The organism is Dehalococcoidales bacterium (assembly GCA_041656115.1).
Taxonomy (GTDB): Bacteria; Chloroflexota; Dehalococcoidia; order Dehalococcoidales; family UBA5627; genus UBA5627.
This window is the reverse complement of record JBBAED010000003.1, coordinates 1-17,122: the sequence shown is the minus strand read 5'-3', so window position 1 is coordinate 17,122 and position 17,122 is coordinate 1. Positions and strand designations below refer to the sequence as shown.

13 protein-coding genes are annotated in these 17,122 nt (G+C 44.1%); 6 read left to right on the top strand and 7 right to left on the bottom strand.

Annotation, left to right across the window (positions count from 1 at the left end; all coding sequences use genetic code 11):
• Window positions 1-201: 201 nt before the first annotated feature.
• The 3 genes from WC958_02610 to modA are packed head-to-tail and all read right to left on the bottom strand — an operon-like array spanning window position 202 to window position 2,841.
• Entirely contained in the window at window positions 202-1,281 is a 1,080-nt protein-coding gene (locus tag WC958_02610; GenBank protein MFA5629136.1) for an ABC transporter ATP-binding protein, read from the bottom strand.
• A gap of 19 nt (window positions 1,282-1,300) precedes the next feature.
• The gene (modB, locus tag WC958_02605) at window positions 1,301-1,993 is read right to left on the bottom strand and encodes a molybdate ABC transporter permease subunit (GenBank protein ID MFA5629135.1); all 693 of its coding nucleotides are present in this window, start codon (window positions 1,991-1,993) and stop codon (window positions 1,301-1,303) included.
• 56 nt (window positions 1,994-2,049) lie between these two features.
• Entirely contained in the window at window positions 2,050-2,841 is a 792-nt protein-coding gene (modA, locus tag WC958_02600) for a molybdate ABC transporter substrate-binding protein (GenBank protein MFA5629134.1), read from the bottom strand.
• A 291-nt stretch (window positions 2,842-3,132) separates the two neighbouring features.
• Here modA and efp point away from each other — a divergent pair, with 291 nt between their 5' ends.
• Together efp and WC958_02590 are read left to right on the top strand one after the other, a co-directional pair.
• Window positions 3,133-3,696: an elongation factor P gene (gene efp, locus WC958_02595; GenBank protein MFA5629133.1), complete on the top strand. Its 564-nt coding sequence runs from the start codon at window positions 3,133-3,135 to the stop codon at window positions 3,694-3,696.
• 3 nt (window positions 3,697-3,699) lie between these two features.
• Window positions 3,700-4,623 (top strand): amino acid--tRNA ligase-related protein, encoded by a 924-nt coding sequence (locus WC958_02590; GenBank protein ID MFA5629132.1) that lies wholly within the window; start codon window positions 3,700-3,702, stop codon window positions 4,621-4,623.
• Window positions 4,624-4,701: 78 nt separating this feature from the next.
• Here WC958_02590 and WC958_02585 read toward each other — a convergent pair whose 3' ends face one another.
• Window positions 4,702-7,320 (bottom strand): MMPL family transporter, encoded by a 2,619-nt coding sequence (locus WC958_02585; GenBank protein MFA5629131.1) that lies wholly within the window; start codon window positions 7,318-7,320, stop codon window positions 4,702-4,704.
• Between the two features lie 36 nt (window positions 7,321-7,356).
• A complete protein-coding gene (locus tag WC958_02580) occupies window positions 7,357-7,830 on the bottom strand; it encodes a MarR family transcriptional regulator (protein ID MFA5629130.1) in 474 nt (157 codons plus the stop codon).
• 221 nt (window positions 7,831-8,051) lie between these two features.
• Between WC958_02580 and acs the strand changes: the two genes are divergently transcribed.
• Complete coding sequence (gene acs, locus WC958_02575; GenBank protein MFA5629129.1) at window positions 8,052-10,457, top strand: acetate--CoA ligase; 2,406 nt, start codon at window positions 8,052-8,054, stop codon at window positions 10,455-10,457.
• Window positions 10,458-10,545: 88 nt separating this feature from the next.
• Here acs and WC958_02570 read toward each other — a convergent pair whose 3' ends face one another.
• Both WC958_02570 and WC958_02565 read right to left on the bottom strand, forming a co-directional pair.
• Window positions 10,546-11,574, bottom strand: coding sequence for an Mrp/NBP35 family ATP-binding protein (locus tag WC958_02570; GenBank protein ID MFA5629128.1), 1,029 nt, complete (start codon window positions 11,572-11,574; stop codon window positions 10,546-10,548).
• A gap of 77 nt (window positions 11,575-11,651) precedes the next feature.
• Complete coding sequence (locus tag WC958_02565) at window positions 11,652-12,047, bottom strand: DUF134 domain-containing protein (GenBank protein MFA5629127.1); 396 nt, start codon at window positions 12,045-12,047, stop codon at window positions 11,652-11,654.
• Between the two features lie 182 nt (window positions 12,048-12,229).
• Between WC958_02565 and WC958_02560 the strand changes: the two genes are divergently transcribed.
• Genes WC958_02560 through WC958_02550 form a run of 3 tightly spaced genes read left to right on the top strand, consistent with a single transcriptional unit; the run spans window position 12,230 to window position 16,330 of the window.
• Window positions 12,230-14,581, top strand: a complete 2,352-nt coding sequence (locus tag WC958_02560; GenBank protein ID MFA5629126.1) for an endonuclease MutS2 — start codon at window positions 12,230-12,232, stop codon at window positions 14,579-14,581.
• A gap of 44 nt (window positions 14,582-14,625) precedes the next feature.
• Entirely contained in the window at window positions 14,626-15,537 is a 912-nt protein-coding gene (locus WC958_02555) for an ABC transporter ATP-binding protein (protein ID MFA5629125.1), read from the top strand.
• Window positions 15,530-16,330 (top strand): ABC transporter permease subunit, encoded by an 801-nt coding sequence (locus tag WC958_02550; GenBank protein ID MFA5629124.1) that lies wholly within the window; start codon window positions 15,530-15,532, stop codon window positions 16,328-16,330. Before WC958_02555 ends, WC958_02550 begins: the two co-directional genes overlap by 8 nt.
• Window positions 16,331-17,122: the final 792 nt, after the last annotated feature.

Below are 17,122 nucleotides of genomic sequence, written 5' to 3'. Positions count from 1 at the left end.
TTCCTTCCAGAATAAAGATTAGAACGCCTGTTTAAGTCGAACATCTTTTATTTGAACAACTACGCGGAAACCGGCGGAATTGCCTTTAGAAACAACAAAAAAGCAATTAATTACGTTCAGAATGGTAACCGAAAATTACGTTTGATGTCAAGTACAAAACACCGTTTTAGAGATAGGATTTTACGCTAAAATTTTAGTACGCTATTCCGGCATAACAACCAATAAGTCGGGGTTTAAGTAAAGGTTGCAATCGTTGTTTACGCTTAGCAGGCTGACGGAATTTTTGGGGATAACGGCTTCGATATATCTTTTTTCCGAAGCATCGGAGTTTACATGAAAGCGGTAATTATTACTGGCAATCCCTTCCATTTTATGAATGATTTTAGAGGGAAGAGTATTTACCTCACGCCCCTCGCTAACGGTAATATATTCCGGACGTATTCCCAAAATTACGTTTTGATTTAAATAAAAGTTATCGCCTTTTCGGTTTGCCGCTTCCAGGGCAACACCCCATGAATCGACGTAAACGGTGAGATTATCGGCGTTTACAGCGGTGATAACCCCTTCAATCAGGTTTGACATACCAATCATTTTGGCAACATTACGGCTGGCCGGATAAGAAAAGACATTTTCTTTGGTATCGTGCTGAACAATAGTTCCGGAGTGGTAAACAGCTACCTTTGAACCTAACCTGTATCCCTCTACAAGATCGTGGGTCACAAATAAAATACTGCCGTCAAATACCTTCTGCAAATCCATAAGTTCCAATACCAAGCGGTCTCTAAGGATGGGATCAAGTGCCGAAAAAGGTTCATCAAGCAGGAGCACATCCGGTTCCGGCGCCAGCGCGCGGGCAATGGCAACCCTTTGCTGCTGACCGGCTGAAAGCTGACGCGGATAACGGTTTTCCAAGCCGCCGATATTCATTGTTTTTAATAACTGGATTATCTTTTTATCGATTTCGTCTTTCGGTTTATCTTTTAACCCGTAGGCAATATTTTCCCAAACGGTACGGTGCGGAAATAATGCATAATGCTGAAAAACAAACCCGACTTTGCGTTTTTGTACCGGCATATTAATTTTATTTTCGGAATCAAATAAGACCTTACCGTTAACCTCAACAAAGCCCTCATCCGGTTTCATCAGCCCGGCAATAACCTGTAAGGTCATCGTTTTCCCTGACCCCGATGGCCCTAATATCGCCAATATCCCGCTATCGGCGGTGAGGCTAACATCCAAGTTAAATCCCGAAAAATTTTTCTTAGCTTCTATTTTTAACATTTTGACCTGTTTTTAGACATTAGGAATAGACCTCGGCCGATTTGACCGGTTTCATCTTTTTGGAGATGCCGTTCCAGTAAGCAATCGCCGCAAGGGAAATAAAAGAGATTGCCAAGACGATTAGACAGAGAATCATCGCTTTTTGATTATCACCGGCTTGAATTGCAAAATAGATAGCAATCGGAATTGTTTGTGTTTTTCCGGCGATGTTTCCGGCAAGCATTAAAGTGGCGCCGAATTCTCCTAAAGAACGCGCAAAAGCAAGTACGGTTGCCGCCAGTATCCCCGCTTTAGCCATCGGGAGGGTTACCGTCCAAAAGATACGCCACTCTCCGGCACCCAATGTGCGCGCAGCGGCCTCAATATTGGGCTCAACTTGTTCAAAGGCACCTTTGGCTGTCATATACATAATCGGGAAAGCCATAACGGTCGCCGCAATAACCGTTGCTTCCCAGGAGAACACAACCTTTTCACCGATTGCCAACAGTGCTTTTCCGATTATGCCGTTAACGCCAAACACCAGTAGCAACCCGTAACCGACCACGGTCGGCGGTAAGACCATCGGCAGAATAAACAGCCCGTCAATCAGGCTTTTAAATTTACCGTTATAACGTGCCATCCAACGTGCTGCGGCAATCCCGAGAAAGAAGGTGACCACGGTTGTTGCCGCAACCGTCTTCATTGATACAAGCAATGGTTCCAGATAATTCATTAACAGTCCGCAATTTAATGTTTATTTAGCCCACTATTTTAATATGATTGGCGGTATTACTCAAATATCGGACTAAATCCGTACTTTTCAAAAACAGCCGATGCTTCTGCACCGCAAAGATAGTTAAGATAAGCAATTGCCGCATCGGGGTTTGCGGAAGCCTTAATAACAGCCCCCGGATAAACGATTTTAGAATTGATTTGATCCGGGGCAATCGCCACAACTTTAATTGAATCGATTAAAACGGCATCGGTTAAAAAGACCAACCCGGCATCTACGTTACCGGTTTCCACATAAGCTAAAACATCCCTAACCGTACTGCCCAGTATCAATTTATCTTTTAAACCGTCGGTAATTTTTAATAAATCAAGTGCCTCGTAAGAGTATGTTCCGGCGGGAACAAACGAGGGATCTCCGACGGCAATCAGTTTAACGTCATCGGCAATAAGTCCCTCAAACGAATTTAATTCTAATTTAGTATCTTTACGCACAATCAGTGCAATGCTGTTTTTAAGGACATTAACGCGCGTATTTTCCAGGAGGAGGGCTTTATTTTCGAGGTTATCTATTTGTTTGGCGGCTGCCGAAATAAAGACATCACAATCGGCGCCTTGTTCAATTTGGGTTTGTAAGGTACCTGAGGCGGCATAGTTGGAAATAATTTTGATATTCGGATTAGCATCCATGTATACGGAATTTATTTCTTCCAAAACATCGGTTAAACTTGCCGCGGCTGATATATTCAGTGTGATATTTTCCGCCGGTTTGTCACTGCAAGCCGCTATCGGTAAAACCATAGCCGCCACAATCAAAAGCACCGCAGTTTTTAACAATTTTCTTGCTATCATTTGCCTACTCCTTTAATATATCCCGAAATTGATAATAACCGTTTACAAGGCCTCCAAAATCTTTCATAATAATACATACTCGCTATAGCATTGTCAATATACCGCTCTCCTTTTTATTTTAAAACCCTATATTGCTATGGGGACACAATTTTTGATAAGCTAGTAAGGTGTTAAATGTTTGGAATGCGTTTTTTATATTGCCAAAAACCAATGCTACCGCTTTTAATTCCTTTTAGACAGTACAAATTGCTGCTATAATTTACCAATAACATAAGGAAAGGACAGATTTATATGGATGTTGCGGATATACGTAAAAACATTAAACTTTTGATTGACGGAACCCCCTATAACGTGGAAGATCTTGAATTCACCAAGCCCGGTAAAGGACGCGCAATCTACCGCGTTAAACTCAGAAGCTTGCTTGACGGGACTATTATCGATAAAACCCTCCATTCCGGAGAAAAAGTGGATGAAGCTCAAACGACATATCGCGAAGAGCAATTCCTTTATAAAGACGGCGACGAGTATATCTTTATGAATACCGAAACCTTTGAACAGTTACATATCAGCGAAACCCAAATCGGAGACAGGAAGTTGTTCTTAAAAGAGGGAATGCTGATTGATATGCTGATGTTTGAAGATCAGCCGGTTGAAATTACGCTTCCCAACTTTATTGAAGCCGAAGTATTGGAAAGCGATATTGCAATTAAAGCACAAACAATTTCTCCGCAATTAAAAGCCGCCACCATAGAAACCGGTGCAGTTATCGGTGTGCCGACTTTTATTAATGTCGGGGATATTATCAAAGTGGACACCCGTACCGGTGTATACGTAGAGCGTATTAACAAGAAATAGACTATGGAAGATGAAAGAAAACATCTTATCGGGCTCAAGTCTAATTTAAAAACAAGGGCTCTAATTTACAAATTAATCCGCAAATTCTTCGAGGACAGGGGTTTTTTAGAAATAGAAACCCCCGTCCGTTTGCCGGAAATCGCCCCCGAGGCCTACATCACACCGATTAAAAGTGAAGAATGGTTTTTATCCACCTCACCCGAACTGCATATGAAACGGTTGTTAGCCGCCAGATACCAAAAAATTTTCCAATTCGGACGCTGTTTTCGCAAAGGCGAGCGAGGGCGATTGCATAACCCCGAATTTACAATGCTTGAATGGTATTATGCCGATAAAGATTACACGACTATTGTAAAGCAGATTGAAGATTTGATTTCTTACCTTGGCCAAGAGATGGGATTTAGCCAAATCAAATACGGTAGTTCCGTTTTCGATATTGCAACCCCATGGCCCCAAATTACGGTTAAAGACGCCTATTTGAAATTTGCCGGCTGGGACCCCACCACCGAGGTTGACCCGTTAAAATTTGATATCGATATGGCAGAGAAGGTCATACCCGGCTTTGCCAAAGACCGCCCGACCGTCCTTTTGGATTACCCGTCTTATGCTTCCGCACTGGCAAGAATTAAACCCGATAACGCAAAAGTTGCCGAAAGGGCTGAAATATTTTTCGGAGAACTGGAACTTGCTAACATTTACAGCGAACTGATTGATGTTAACGAGCAGAAAATACGGTTTCACGAGGCCATTGAACAAATTGAAAAGGAACAGGGGCAGCGCATGCAAATGCCGCAAAAGTTTATTGATGCGGTGCCTTTTATCCCTCAATGCGGGGGTGTGGCGCTGGGGATTGACCGCCTGGTTATGCTGTTATGTAATGCAGATTCGATTGACCGGGTAATTCCGTTTACATCCGACAGCGCTTAGCGAATATCCGTAAACCGTTAAAAAGTATTGATACAGTTATAAACCGAGGGGAGCGTTAAGCTCCCCTCTTTTAATTTATTAATCCTTCTTGATTCCCAGCTTTTTATGCCCAAACGGCCACCAATTCACTCTTCCGAAGATATTTGCTATCGCCGGTAACAACAAAGGCACGACAACAAAGGCTTCCAAAAAGACTCCTATAGCAACCGCAACGCCGATTTGGAACATTGTTTGAATCGGAGAGAGAACCATCGCAAGGAAAGTGCCTCCCAATATCAAACCACAGGCCATAATCACATAACCGGTGCTCATTACCGTTTTGGTTATCGCTTCTTTCATTGATTTATTATGGGCTTCTTCACGAACACGCGACATCATAAAGATATTGTAATCGGCGCCAATGGCAATCATCAGCACGAACACAATAATCGGCACCGCAAAACTAACCCCCGATTGCCCCAACAGGTCGGTAAAGATCCACGAAGAAATTCCCATGGTGGCACCGTAAGCAAAAGTAACAATGCCCAGAATGTAGAGCGGGGCAATAAAACTGCGCAGAAGCAAGCACAAAATTATAAAAACACCCGCCAAAACAACAACTATAATCTTGGTAAAATCAACCTCGAGTACGGAACGTACATCCAACATTGCCGAAGATGCGCCGCCGACCGCCGATTCATTGGTATCAAAATATGTATATGCATTCCCGTTATGGATAAGGCCTTTGATATCCTGAATTGTATCCATTGCCATTTCGGCATACGGGTAATCGCTAAGCGTCACAATCAGTTTAACCGCCTTGGAATCGGAAGAGACAAAGGTATCTATAAGCTGATTGAATTCGGGATATATTGAGACTAACGTTTGTGGTACATAATAAGGATTGCCGTTTGTCACAAAATAATTTCCCAGACCGCTAAGCGCCTGAACAAACTCCCCTATGGACTGTTGGAACGAGGCTAACAGAGCAGGCAGGGTTGCCATATCAATATTTTGCGGATTGATATTTGCCATTGCCTCGTTAATATTATTTAAGACAGTTAGAGCGGCGATATAGGAGGGCTCAGCGGTAACCGCAGGGAAGGCCGTACCTAATTCTTGCAAGTAGCCCCCTAAAAGTTGAAACATCTGTGCCGTAGCAGGGTCAAAAAGTGCTGTCGGATCGGCAGAAGCATTACCGATAGCGGCGTTTAACTGCTCAAGTAATATATTTATTTGCCCCGACACGGTTAATATTGCAAGCGCTTCTCCGTTACCCGAAGGAGAAACAAGGGATATCACTCCCGAAACCCCGTTTAAGGCCGCGATATCGGATGATATTAAATCAATCTCTTTTAATGCCTCGCTTGAAAGGGCGCTGCCGGAGCTAACGGGTAAAATCACGGTAGTCGGCATCATTTTTCCGATATCGAAATGTTTGCCTAAAACATCAAACCCTTTGATTGAATCGGAATCGGCTGAGAGTTCCGATAACGTATCAAAAGATAAAGTCATCTTCGAGTACGGAATATAAGGAACCGCAAGGATAATCGCAACCAAAAGAACAACAATAAATGAGTGTTTAGTTGTTATTTTAGAGATTCCGCGCCAAAAAGCGTTTTCTTTAACCGGTTCCGTTTTGGGTTTGGAAGTATCGGCATGTTTTCCGGGCCAAAACATTATTTTCCCAAAAAGGGCCGAAATTGCGGGGGTTAAGGTCAGGGAAGCAAGGAAAGTAATCAAAACAGCAACGGATAAAGCGAGCCCCATAGTTTCTAACATTCCGTATTCGGCAACAGCCAAACCGGCAACACCGATAATAACCGCAAAGGCGCTGGCGGTGATAACCGAACCGATTGAACCAACGGTATTGCGTAAGGCTTCCAAACGGCTGGTGCTATGCCTGAGCTCTTCTTTGTATCTTGAGACCATAAACAAACAATAATCGGTACCCACCCCGAATATTAAGACGATAATAATAACATCGAGTTGAGACCAGAGACTAATCCCCCACTCGCCCATATAACCCAGCACTCCGCGGCTAACCAGGTATGCAGCACCGATAGTTAATAAAGGTACAAGCATAGCAATCGGCGAGCGGTAGATAAAAAGGAGCAGCACAATCACCAGAATTAAGGTCACAATAGTTGTAAGATCGATACTTTTCATCAAAGTACTAATCATATCGTTCATAATGCCGACTTCGCCCGAAACATAAACCTGTAAAGAAGTTGAACTGTTGTTTCCGATAACATAATTTCGAACCGATTCCAAAATCTCGTCGGAAGTTTTACCCGATACCGCCGTATTTAATCCAACGTTAACAAGCATCGTGGTATTATCCGGAGAAATCAAATTCGGAGCCAGTGTCGGGTCGGTAAAAATTGATGTTACCGATTCAATCCCGCCTGAAACGCCTTCATTGTTAAGCCAGTCCGAAAAAAATTGTACAAAAGCCGTATCGGAAGCATTAATCCCATCCGGATTATGGATTACAATCGTTATTGAAGAATCGTTAACTTCATCCGGAAAATATTCTGTAACCAGTTCAGCGGCTTTTGCCGATTCGGTCCCTTCGGGCAAGAAACCGGATGTATCCAATTTACCCGTTTCACTTAAGGTCGGGGCAAACATCGCCATATAAACAGCAATCCCGACCCAAAAAAGAATAATCAGGTACTTGAACTTAGAGGTAAAACCCCCTAATTTTCTAAACATAACAACCTCGCAAACAAACTAAATTATAAAAAGCCCTTAGGCATTATTTAACGTTTCTCTTCTTTGAGCCCATGCCCTTTGCAAAATATCAATCGAATTACCGATAACATCCAATTCTTCGGATGAAACAAACTCCACCAGCGACTGAGCATTTTCAAGCACAACACGCCAGATATTATCGGCAATTTTAAATCCGTCTTCGGTTAGAGTACAATAAATTATTCTTCTGTCTTCGCAGTCGCTTTCCCTTTTTATGTATCTTTTTACAATCAGCCTGTCTATTAACCCGGTAGCGGTGGATACATGGATATTCAGAGCGGACGCAATCTGGGTCATATTCATCTTATGGTTGATTTTAAGGAGTAGGAGCACGCGTAACTGCGACATTGTAAGGTTACCTTCGGACTCAAGCAGTATATGACCTTCCGAAAGCATTTCCCCCGTAAATACGGTCAATTTATTTAAAATAAGGTCAAATTTTTTCTCTTTTTCATCCGGCAAGCTATCCATAAATACTACCCTCCGAAATTACTTTGTGTAATCAATAGTATTATTATAATACATATATTATGTTTGTCAAATAGCATTTCATTGATTATTATTGCTGCCTATATCCCCTATACACATAAATAAGTATTGACAAGTACACATTTTTACTGATATCATCTTTCACGTATTACCAAATTCTAATATTTTAAAAATTTCAGAATTTTCATTTCAGGAGGTTAAAAATGTCTCAAGACAAATCCGCTTCCCCGAAAGAAATCCCTTCGATACTTGTCGTGGAAGACGATAAAGGTCTCTGCAATTCCATTGTGAATTACCTAACTCAAAAGAACTATCACGTCGTTACGGTCGACAGCGCCTCTGCGGCTTCGGCACTCGCCGATAAGTGCTTCGACGTAGCCGTACTCCCCCAGGAAACGGCCGACGCTGTTGGGACTGATACGCTTTCCGGGTTTATTAAAGAGCAAGCAAACTTTAAATTTATTATTACATCCAATAATCCGACCGCGGATTCAATTGCCAAATGGATGAAACAAGGGGCTTCCGACTATGTTGTCGCCCCTTATAACGACAAAGAACTGGGTAAGACAATCGATAGCGCCATGGGCATTGAAAAGGTTAAAGAAGAACCCAAAGCCGACACTGCCAAAGAGGGCGAAGAAAAGTCTCAAGAAATTACCTCAATGATGGAAGAAACAAGGGTATTCCCTCCATCGCAGGGATTTGTTGATAAAGCCGCCGTTTCAGGGTTAGCCCACTACAAAGCACTCTACAATTGGGCATCCAAGGACATGGAAGGGTTCTGGGGGCAAATGGCAGAACAGATTGATTGGTTTGAAAAATGGGATAAAGTCAGCGATTATACCTTTACCGGTAAGGTTGATATTAAATTCTTTACCGGCGGGAAATTGAACATCAGTTACAACTGCCTTGACCGCCATTTAAATACTTGGCGCAAAAATAAAGCAGCAATTATCTGGCAAGGCGAAGGCGAAGACGAAGTGCGGACTTTTACCTACCAGGAAGTACACTATGAAGTAAGCCGATTTGCAAATGTACTCAAAAAATTGGGCGTTAAAAAAGGTGATTCGGTCACAATTTATATGCCGATGATTCCCGAAGCCGCATTTGCAATGTTAGCCTGTACCCGCATCGGGGCGGTTCACAGCATCGTCTTTAGCGGATTTAGCGGCGAGTCGCTTCGGGACCGCATATTGGATTGCAAATCGAAACTGGTAATCACCGCCGACGGCTATCATCGCAACGGGCAAATTGTTCGCTGTAAAGACGCCGCGGATGTGGCAATGAAAGATTGTCCCGATGTTAAAGATATAATTATCGTAAAGCGTTTGGGATTACATATCAATATGTATGAAGGCCGAGACCGCTGGTGGCACGAAGAAATCGAAGCCGATGATATTTCGTCGGTTTGCGAGCCGACCGTAATGGATTCCGAAGACCCCTTATTTATTCTTTATACCAGCGGCAGCACCGGTAAACCCAAGGGGGTGTTACATACCCAAGGCGGCTATTTACTGCATACCATGCAGACTATGAAATGGGTTTTTGATGTTAAAGACGAAGACGTTTTCTGGTGTACTGCCGATATCGGATGGGTAACCGGCCACAGCTACGTTGTTTACGGGCCGATGGCAACCGGGGCAACCAGTTTTATTTACGAGGGTACGCCCACCTATCCTAAACCCGACCGAATGTGGCAAATTGTCGAAAAGTTTAAGATTAACACATTCTATACCGCTCCTACTTTAATCCGCGCGCTTATGCGTGAAGGCGAAGAGTGGCCCAAGAGACATGATTTATCAAGCCTAAGGCTTTTAGGCACCGTCGGTGAACCGATTAACCCTGAGGCTTGGATGTGGTATCATCGTGTTATCGGCCGTGAAAAATGCCCGATTGTCGACACATGGTGGCAGACCGAAACCGGCGGGCATCTGATTACCCCGCTCCCCGGTGCCGTACCAACCAAACCCGGTTCCGCAACCCTCCCCTTCCCCGGCGTGGAATTAACAATAGTTAACGCCGAAGGGAAAGAAGTCGAAACCAACGAGGGCGGCTATTTATGCATTAAAAAGCCATGGCCGGGCATAATGCGCACTATCTACGGCGACCATACGAAGTTTATTGATACATACTTTAAACGCTTCCCGAATATGTATTTTACCGGTGACGGGGCGCGCAGAGATGAGGACGGTTACTATTGGATTATGGGACGCATTGACGATGTTTTAAATGTTTCAGGGCATCGTATCGGCACCGCCGAAGTTGAAAGCGCTTTTGTTTCGCATCCCAAGGTTGCCGAAGCGGCTGTAGTCGGTATCAAGCACGATGTTAAGGGTCAAGGGATATATGCCTTTGTTACTCTAAAACACGGTGAAAAAGCAGACAAAGCCGTTGAGAAAGAACTTAAAGCCCACGTTAGAAAAGTAATCGGCCCGATTGCTACCCCCGATAAAATCCAGTTTGCGGAAGGGCTTCCCAAGACACGCAGCGGCAAGATTATGCGCCGTATATTGGTAAAAATCGCTAACGGCGATGTCAGTAATTTGGGTGATATCACCACACTGGCAGACCCGAGCGTCGTTGAATTATTGGTCCAAGAAAGGGTTTAGAACCCCCTTTTTGAATTACAAAATAGTAAAAAAGACCCCGAACCGATTCAGGTTCGGGGTCTTTCATTTAAAGGAAACTTAATTAATTTTAGTCTTCTTTTTCGGCTTTCTTGGCCGGTACTTTTTCGGTGATTGATTTTAAGATATTCTCGCCCATCGGGATAATAAAATCGGCTTCATAATCTTCAACCCTGCCCTCGTCAACCAGTTTGGCAAGATTCGGATCGACCGGAATCTGCGCCAAAAGCGGAGCGCCGGCAGCTTTAACCATCATTTCGGCCTGGCTGGCACCGAAAAGTTCCATTTTTTGATCTAACTCGGGAATATAAATATAGCTCATATTTTCGACAACGCCCAAAACGGGTTTATCCATATTCTTAGCCATGCTGAAAGCCTTTCTGACAATCATCATCGCCAAATCTTGCGGGGTGTAAACAACAACGGCACCGGTTACGGGGATTGACTGCATTACGGTTAAAGCGGCATCAGATGTCCCCGGAGGAAGGTCTATAACAAGGTAATCCAGCTCGCCCCAGTGAACGTCCTGCCAAAACTGTTCAATCGCCCTGGCAATTAACGGGCCGCGCCAAATAACGGCATCATCTTCGACCGGTAAAAGAAGGTTAATTGACATTACCCTGATACCGGATTTAGATAAAACAGGTAAAATGCCGGTTTCATCTCCGATAGGCCTATCGGTAACCCCGAACATTTTAGGAACGCTGGGGCCGGTAATATCGGCATCTAAGATACCCACATTATAACCCATTCTTCTAAGCGAAACGGCAGTTAAACCGGCAACCAAGGATTTACCTACACCGCCCTTACCGCTCATGATGGCTACAACATTTTTAATTTTGTTTAATACACCGGGTTTAATGTTTTCGTAATTAACTTCAACTTCGATTTCTTCATCAAACCCTTTAATAATTTTAGTAATCTTAGCCTTTAAAACCCCCTGAACCAGTGTCGCCATTCCTGCCGCGGCCAATGTTAAAGTGACTTTCTTTTCTTCAATTTTGGTATCCAAAATCAAATTCATACTGCCGACGGTTCTTGTAAGGCCGGGAACTACTAAATCTTTAAGTTCTTGCCTTATCTGTTCTTCGGTTACCATTAAATACCCTCCAAAATTTTTATAGTTTTTAAAACATTCTGTATATAATACAGTTTATTCACGGTTTTTGTCATATTTTACTGTTTATTGCGCATCGGACAGTTTTTAGGCAGTTGCTCTGTAACGTTTTCCCCGGTTGTATACCATTTATCCCCCCGCGGGCAGGAAAAACGTCGGATTGGCGCTATTTCAAAATTACCGCCCTCAATTATGATTTCTTTTCCGTTCAGAATGGCCTCGGCGATTTTCTTGCGCGCCGAATCCAATATACGCGAAAAAGTGGTGCGCGATACATTCATTTCATGGGCACAATCTTCAAGCTCCAACTCTTCAATATCCTTTAAACGAATAGCCTCCAAATCCTCAACGGTAAGTCTTACTCCCTCAACCATGGAGCGCTGCCTGCCTGCCGGAATAAACCTGCTAACCGACGGAACAAAACCCACCCTGCGGCGCAAAGGTCGTCTACCCATTACCGTTAAACCCACTAACAAAATTTATTTTGCCCATATGTCCATTATTATAGTTTTTTAATCAGTTTTTTTCAATTCTAATCGTTATCAGGATTTGATTGCAAAATATTACTGTTTCGAACGGTTCGGTGACGGTATTTATTGTCAACCCTATCCCCAAACCCCTATAATACAAGGGTAAGATGGATATCAAAGACCAAGAACTTTTGGAATTCCCACGCATCCGTGAAATTGTTGCCGGCTATTGCTCTTTTTCAATCAGCCGTAAAATGGCAACGGATTTATCTCCTTCCGATAATATTGACGAAATTCAAACAAAGCTTACCGAAACAAAGGAAGCCCGTATTTTAATTGAAACAGAGGGAGGGGCATCAGCAGACGGGGTTGAAGATATTCGTGATTACAGTGTCGCCGCCTCTCGCGGCCAAATCATTGACTCTAAAACATTAAGAATAATCGGTAACGCCCTGCAAACCATGCGGTTATTGCGTAATTTAATAACGGCAAGTTCCGATAATTACCCAATGCTTACAAAATATGCCAATCTTATCGGTGAATTTGCTCCGATCGAAAAAGCGATTGACCGTGCAATTTCTCCCGACGGTGAAATCCTCCCCAATGCCTCACCGGAACTAACCGCAATCCGCCGTAACCAACAATCCAAAAAAACAGCGCTAATCAATACTTTGCAAGGGTTAATTTCAACCGGAACCCAAAATCATTATATTCAGGAAGCATTGATTACCGAGCGTGAAGGCCGTTATGTGATACCGGTAAAAAGCGAATTTCGCAAGGACATCCAAGGGATTGTTCACGATGTATCCAATTCGGGAGCCACTTTATTTATCGAACCTTTGCAGGCATTGGAACTCGGCAACGCCCTTAAAGAGGAACAAATCCGTGAAAAACAGGAAATAGCACGCATATTAACCGAAATCAGTGCGCTTGTCGGCGGTGTAAGCGAAGATATTATCGAGAGTATCGAAGCTGTTGCAGTAATAGACTTAGCTTTGGCAAAGGCGCGTTTTGCTCGCAGATTCAAAGCCAACGAACCCGAAGTTTTTCTTCCCGATGAAAAAACGCCCACCGTTATTAAATTAGACTCCGCGCGCCACCCCTTACTGGGTGATAGCGCCGTGCCGCTTAGTCTTGAAATCGGCAATGATTTTTCAATTTTAACAATTACCGGCCCCAACACCGGCGGGAAAACCGTTGCCCTAAAAACAATCGGGTTACTTTGCATGATGACACAAGCGGGTTTACCGATTCCGGCAGGTCCCGCCAGCAGATTGCCCGTCTTAAACGGAATCTATGCCGATATCGGCGATGAACAAAGCATTGCGCAGACACTATCGACTTTCAGTTGGCATATGAGTAACATCGCCCGCATCTTAAGGAAATTACAGGGATTTAACTTGATTTTATTGGATGAACTGGGAGCCAGCACCGACCCCGGCGAAGGATCGGCACTCGGCAGAGCCATTCTTTTGCATATACTTGCCTCCAAATCGCTGGCGGTCATCACCACTCATTACACCGATTTAAAAGTCTTTGCTCATATAACGCAAGGATTGCAAAATGCTTCGTTTGATTTTGATCCCGAAACAATGACCCCAACTTACAAACTAACCCTGGGGACGCCAGGCGGATCGAATGCCATCGCCACCGCCGCCCATTTCGGATTACCCAAAGAAGTAATTAGTACCGCCAGAAATTCATTACAAGAGGGCTCACGGCAGCTTGAGGAACTGTTAACCAACATTCAGCAAGAAAAACAACGCTTAGAAAACCTCAATCGTGAACTTGAAGATGAAAAGAAAATCTTTACGCGGCAAAATAAAGAGCTAACGACCGAACTAAAAAAATTCAACGAAGAAAAAGAGCGGCTAAGACAAAACGCCCGCGATTCAATTATTGAAGAGGTGGCGCGGCTTGAAAGGGAATTAAAAACCGTAACCGCCGAACTGCGCAGGGCAAAATCCGAAGAAACCATTAGAAAAGCGCGCCAAGCTTCACAATCCGTACGCCGGCAAATCAGTGAAGGAATTTTGGCCGAAAGCGATGAAATTTTACCGGAAGAAGATACGGAAATTAATGTCGGCGATAATGTTTTAATTAAAGAAGTCGGCGTTAAAGCAACCGTTATCGCGATTAACGACAAAACCGGGCAGGTAGAAGTTTCGTCCGGCTCAATGAGTTTTAAAACCGCTAAAAACAGCATTATAAAACTAGCGGGAAGCGAATTTAAAGACAAAACTTTCGAGGTAAAAGTGCAAGTTCCTTTAAAGCAAATATCACCGGAGTTGGATTTGCGCGGTAAGCGTGCCGATGAAGTGGAAGTGCTTTTGGATAACTATTTAAGCGATGCGGCCGTTTCCAATCTAAAAAGGGTTAGGATTATCCACGGTTACGGCACCGGCACTGTGCGCTCAATGGTACGCGACTTAGCGTCATGTCATCCGCTGGTTAAGAATTTTGAAACAGTGCCCGCCACCGAGGGTGGGGATGGGGTTACGGTAATTAATTTGAGGTAAATACCATTGACAACCCTGATAGCCACTGGTAAACTGGAAATGTGATGACAAACAATAATATCGCTATTAGAACTCATAAACTAACCAAAAGCTACGGACGTAAACGCGGTATTTCGGACATCACCCTCGAAGTGAAAGAAGGGGAAGTTTTCGGATATCTCGGTCCCAATGGTGCCGGTAAAACCACAACTATCCGACTTCTTCTTGATTTCATACATCCAAACACGGGTGAGGCTACTATCTTTGGGCATGACATCAGCAAAGAAAGTGTTCAGATAAGAAAATCTACAGGGTACCTACCGGGCGACCTTGAGCTGTATGAAAATCTTACCGGTCATGAATTCTTGGATTTTGCTGCAAAAATTCGCGGCAACATTGACCAGAAATACGTTAAAGAGCTTTGTGAACGGCTCAAGTGTGACCTGTCTGTACGCATCCGTACGCTTTCTCAAGGCAACAAGCAAAAGATAGGACTGATACAGGCTTTAATACACCACCCCAGGCTTATTATTCTTGATGAACCTACCAGCGGTCTCGACCCTCTAATACAGCAGGAGTTCTATCATCTAATAGCAGAGGTAAAAAAAGAAGGTGGAACTGCTTTCATTTCTACACATATACTGCCTGAAGCTGAACGCATCTGTGATAGGGTAGGCATAATAAGAAACGGCAAGCTGGCAACCGTTGAAGACGTGAACCGGTTAAAAGCCAGAGCGCTGCGCGAGATCGAGATACACTTCGACCGGCCTGTTTCCCCAGATGAATTTGCCGGTATCAGCGGTGTGCAGAATATCAGAGTCGAAAATAATATTCTTCAATGTTCGGTAATCGGCGAACTGGATGGGCTTGTAAAGTCAGCCTCCGGGCACCGGGTTTTAAATATCATAAGCCGCGAACCGAATCTGGAAAAGGTCTTTTTAACCTATTATGGGGAGAGTGAAAAAAGCAATGATTAGCTTGTTTGCTAAAACACTGAGAGACCATCGCAACTCTCTCCTGTTCTGGGCACTGGGTCTGGCAGCCGCCGCATTTCTAATGGCGACGTTTTACCCGACTATAGCGGAATCGGCTTCCGCTATTAATCAGTATATTGAAGCCATTCCGCCGGAACTGCTTGCTCTGTTTGCCGGTGGGCTTAGCGATTTTACTTCACCGGCAGGTTTCCTGAATACCGAGCTATTTTTTATGATAATTCCCCTGCTTTTTATGATATTTGCAATCGGACGTGGCAGCGGCGCAATCGCCGGAGAAGAAGAAAGCGGCACCCTCGATATCCTTCTCTCTTACCCGCTCCATCGCTGGCAAATAGTCATCTCTAAATTTGCTTCAATAGCGATGCAGACATTTATCCTAGCCATAGTTCTATGGCTGAGTCTTCTAATCGGTGCTGCTATTGTGGGCATGAAAATCGGTTGGGCTGAGCTCCTTGCAGGCTGTATAAGTGCAGCGCTCCTGGGATTAACCTTCGGAACTCTGGCACTTGCTGTCGGCTGCGCCAGCGGAAACAAGGGGCTGGCAATCGGAGCGGCCAGCGGGATTGCAGCCATATCGTATTTTACCAATGCGCTGGCGGGCGCCGTTTCCTCTGTCGAACCCTATCAAAAGTTTTCACTGTTTTACTATTACATCGGAAATGACCCGTTAAATCACGGATTAAATGCAGGCCATGCAGGAATATTGCTTGGTGTCTCGATAATTCTTTTAGCAGCCGCCCTCCTTGTTTTCAATAAAAGAGACCTGTCTGTTTAATGCCCTTTTGGGTAAATTAAAGACCAAGAAGAAGCATTCGGTCACATTTGCAGTTCGACCAGCTCGCTTCTCGCAAAGACGGTAGTGTTATTGTCATTCTGAGCTTGCCGAAGAATCTAGGGGTTGGCGAATAGTGCACCGTTCGGTTATAGATTTTAGAGTAGAACGATACCTCTTTTTTGCGTCCGAAGATACCTCACAGCCTGTATTTCCCATCCTCTTAGATCCTTCACTGCGTTCAGGATGACAAAATGAGGAAACGGGATGAGGAAAAAGCCCGTTCGCCCTGAGCCTGTCGAAGGGTCTCACGAACGGGAGTAGATAAGGATTGCCATTCGACCGCCGTTATGGTTCGACAAGCTCACCACGAACGGCCGGAAAACCCCTTGTCTTTGCGAGACCTTTTCCAACAAGAAAGACAACGCAACTTACCTTTGTCTTTGCGAGCGTAGCGAAGCAATCTCATATAGATTAAATTCATTGGAGATTGCCACATCACTCGCCTAACGGCTCGTTCCTCGCAAAGACGTTTATAATTTGTCATTCTGAGCTTGTCGAAGAATCTGGGGGTTGGCGGATAGCGCAGCGTTCGGTAGTGGATTTTGGAAGAGAACGATGCCTCTTTTTTGCTTCTGAAGATGCCTCATAGTCTGTATTTCCCGACCTCTTAGATCCTTCACTGCGTTCAGGATGACAATATGAGGAAACAGGATGAGGGAAAAAGCCCGTTCGCCCTGAGCCTGTCGAAGGGTCCAACGAACGGGAGTAAACAAGGATTGCTATCCATTCGCC

Excerpts from the sequence above, each read along its gene's own strand:
- WC958_02610 (MFA5629136.1), bottom strand. The coding sequence starts at position 1,281 with ATGTTAAAAATAGAAGCTAAGAAAAATTTTTCGGGATTTAACTTGGAT.
- modB (MFA5629135.1), bottom strand. The coding sequence starts at position 1,993 with ATGAATTATCTGGAACCATTGCTTGTATCAATGAAGACGGTTGCGGCA.
- modA (MFA5629134.1), bottom strand. The coding sequence starts at position 2,841 with ATGATAGCAAGAAAATTGTTAAAAACTGCGGTGCTTTTGATTGTGGCG.
- efp (MFA5629133.1), top strand. The coding sequence starts at position 3,133 with ATGGATGTTGCGGATATACGTAAAAACATTAAACTTTTGATTGACGGA.
- WC958_02590 (MFA5629132.1), top strand. The coding sequence starts at position 3,700 with ATGGAAGATGAAAGAAAACATCTTATCGGGCTCAAGTCTAATTTAAAA.
- WC958_02585 (MFA5629131.1), bottom strand. The coding sequence starts at position 7,320 with ATGTTTAGAAAATTAGGGGGTTTTACCTCTAAGTTCAAGTACCTGATT.
- WC958_02580 (MFA5629130.1), bottom strand. The coding sequence starts at position 7,830 with ATGGATAGCTTGCCGGATGAAAAAGAGAAAAAATTTGACCTTATTTTA.
- acs (MFA5629129.1), top strand. The coding sequence starts at position 8,052 with ATGTCTCAAGACAAATCCGCTTCCCCGAAAGAAATCCCTTCGATACTT.
- WC958_02570 (MFA5629128.1), bottom strand. The coding sequence starts at position 11,574 with ATGGTAACCGAAGAACAGATAAGGCAAGAACTTAAAGATTTAGTAGTT.
- WC958_02565 (MFA5629127.1), bottom strand. The coding sequence starts at position 12,047 with ATGGGTAGACGACCTTTGCGCCGCAGGGTGGGTTTTGTTCCGTCGGTT.
- WC958_02560 (MFA5629126.1), top strand. The coding sequence starts at position 12,230 with ATGGATATCAAAGACCAAGAACTTTTGGAATTCCCACGCATCCGTGAA.
- WC958_02555 (MFA5629125.1), top strand. The coding sequence starts at position 14,626 with ATGACAAACAATAATATCGCTATTAGAACTCATAAACTAACCAAAAGC.
- WC958_02550 (MFA5629124.1), top strand. The coding sequence starts at position 15,530 with ATGATTAGCTTGTTTGCTAAAACACTGAGAGACCATCGCAACTCTCTC.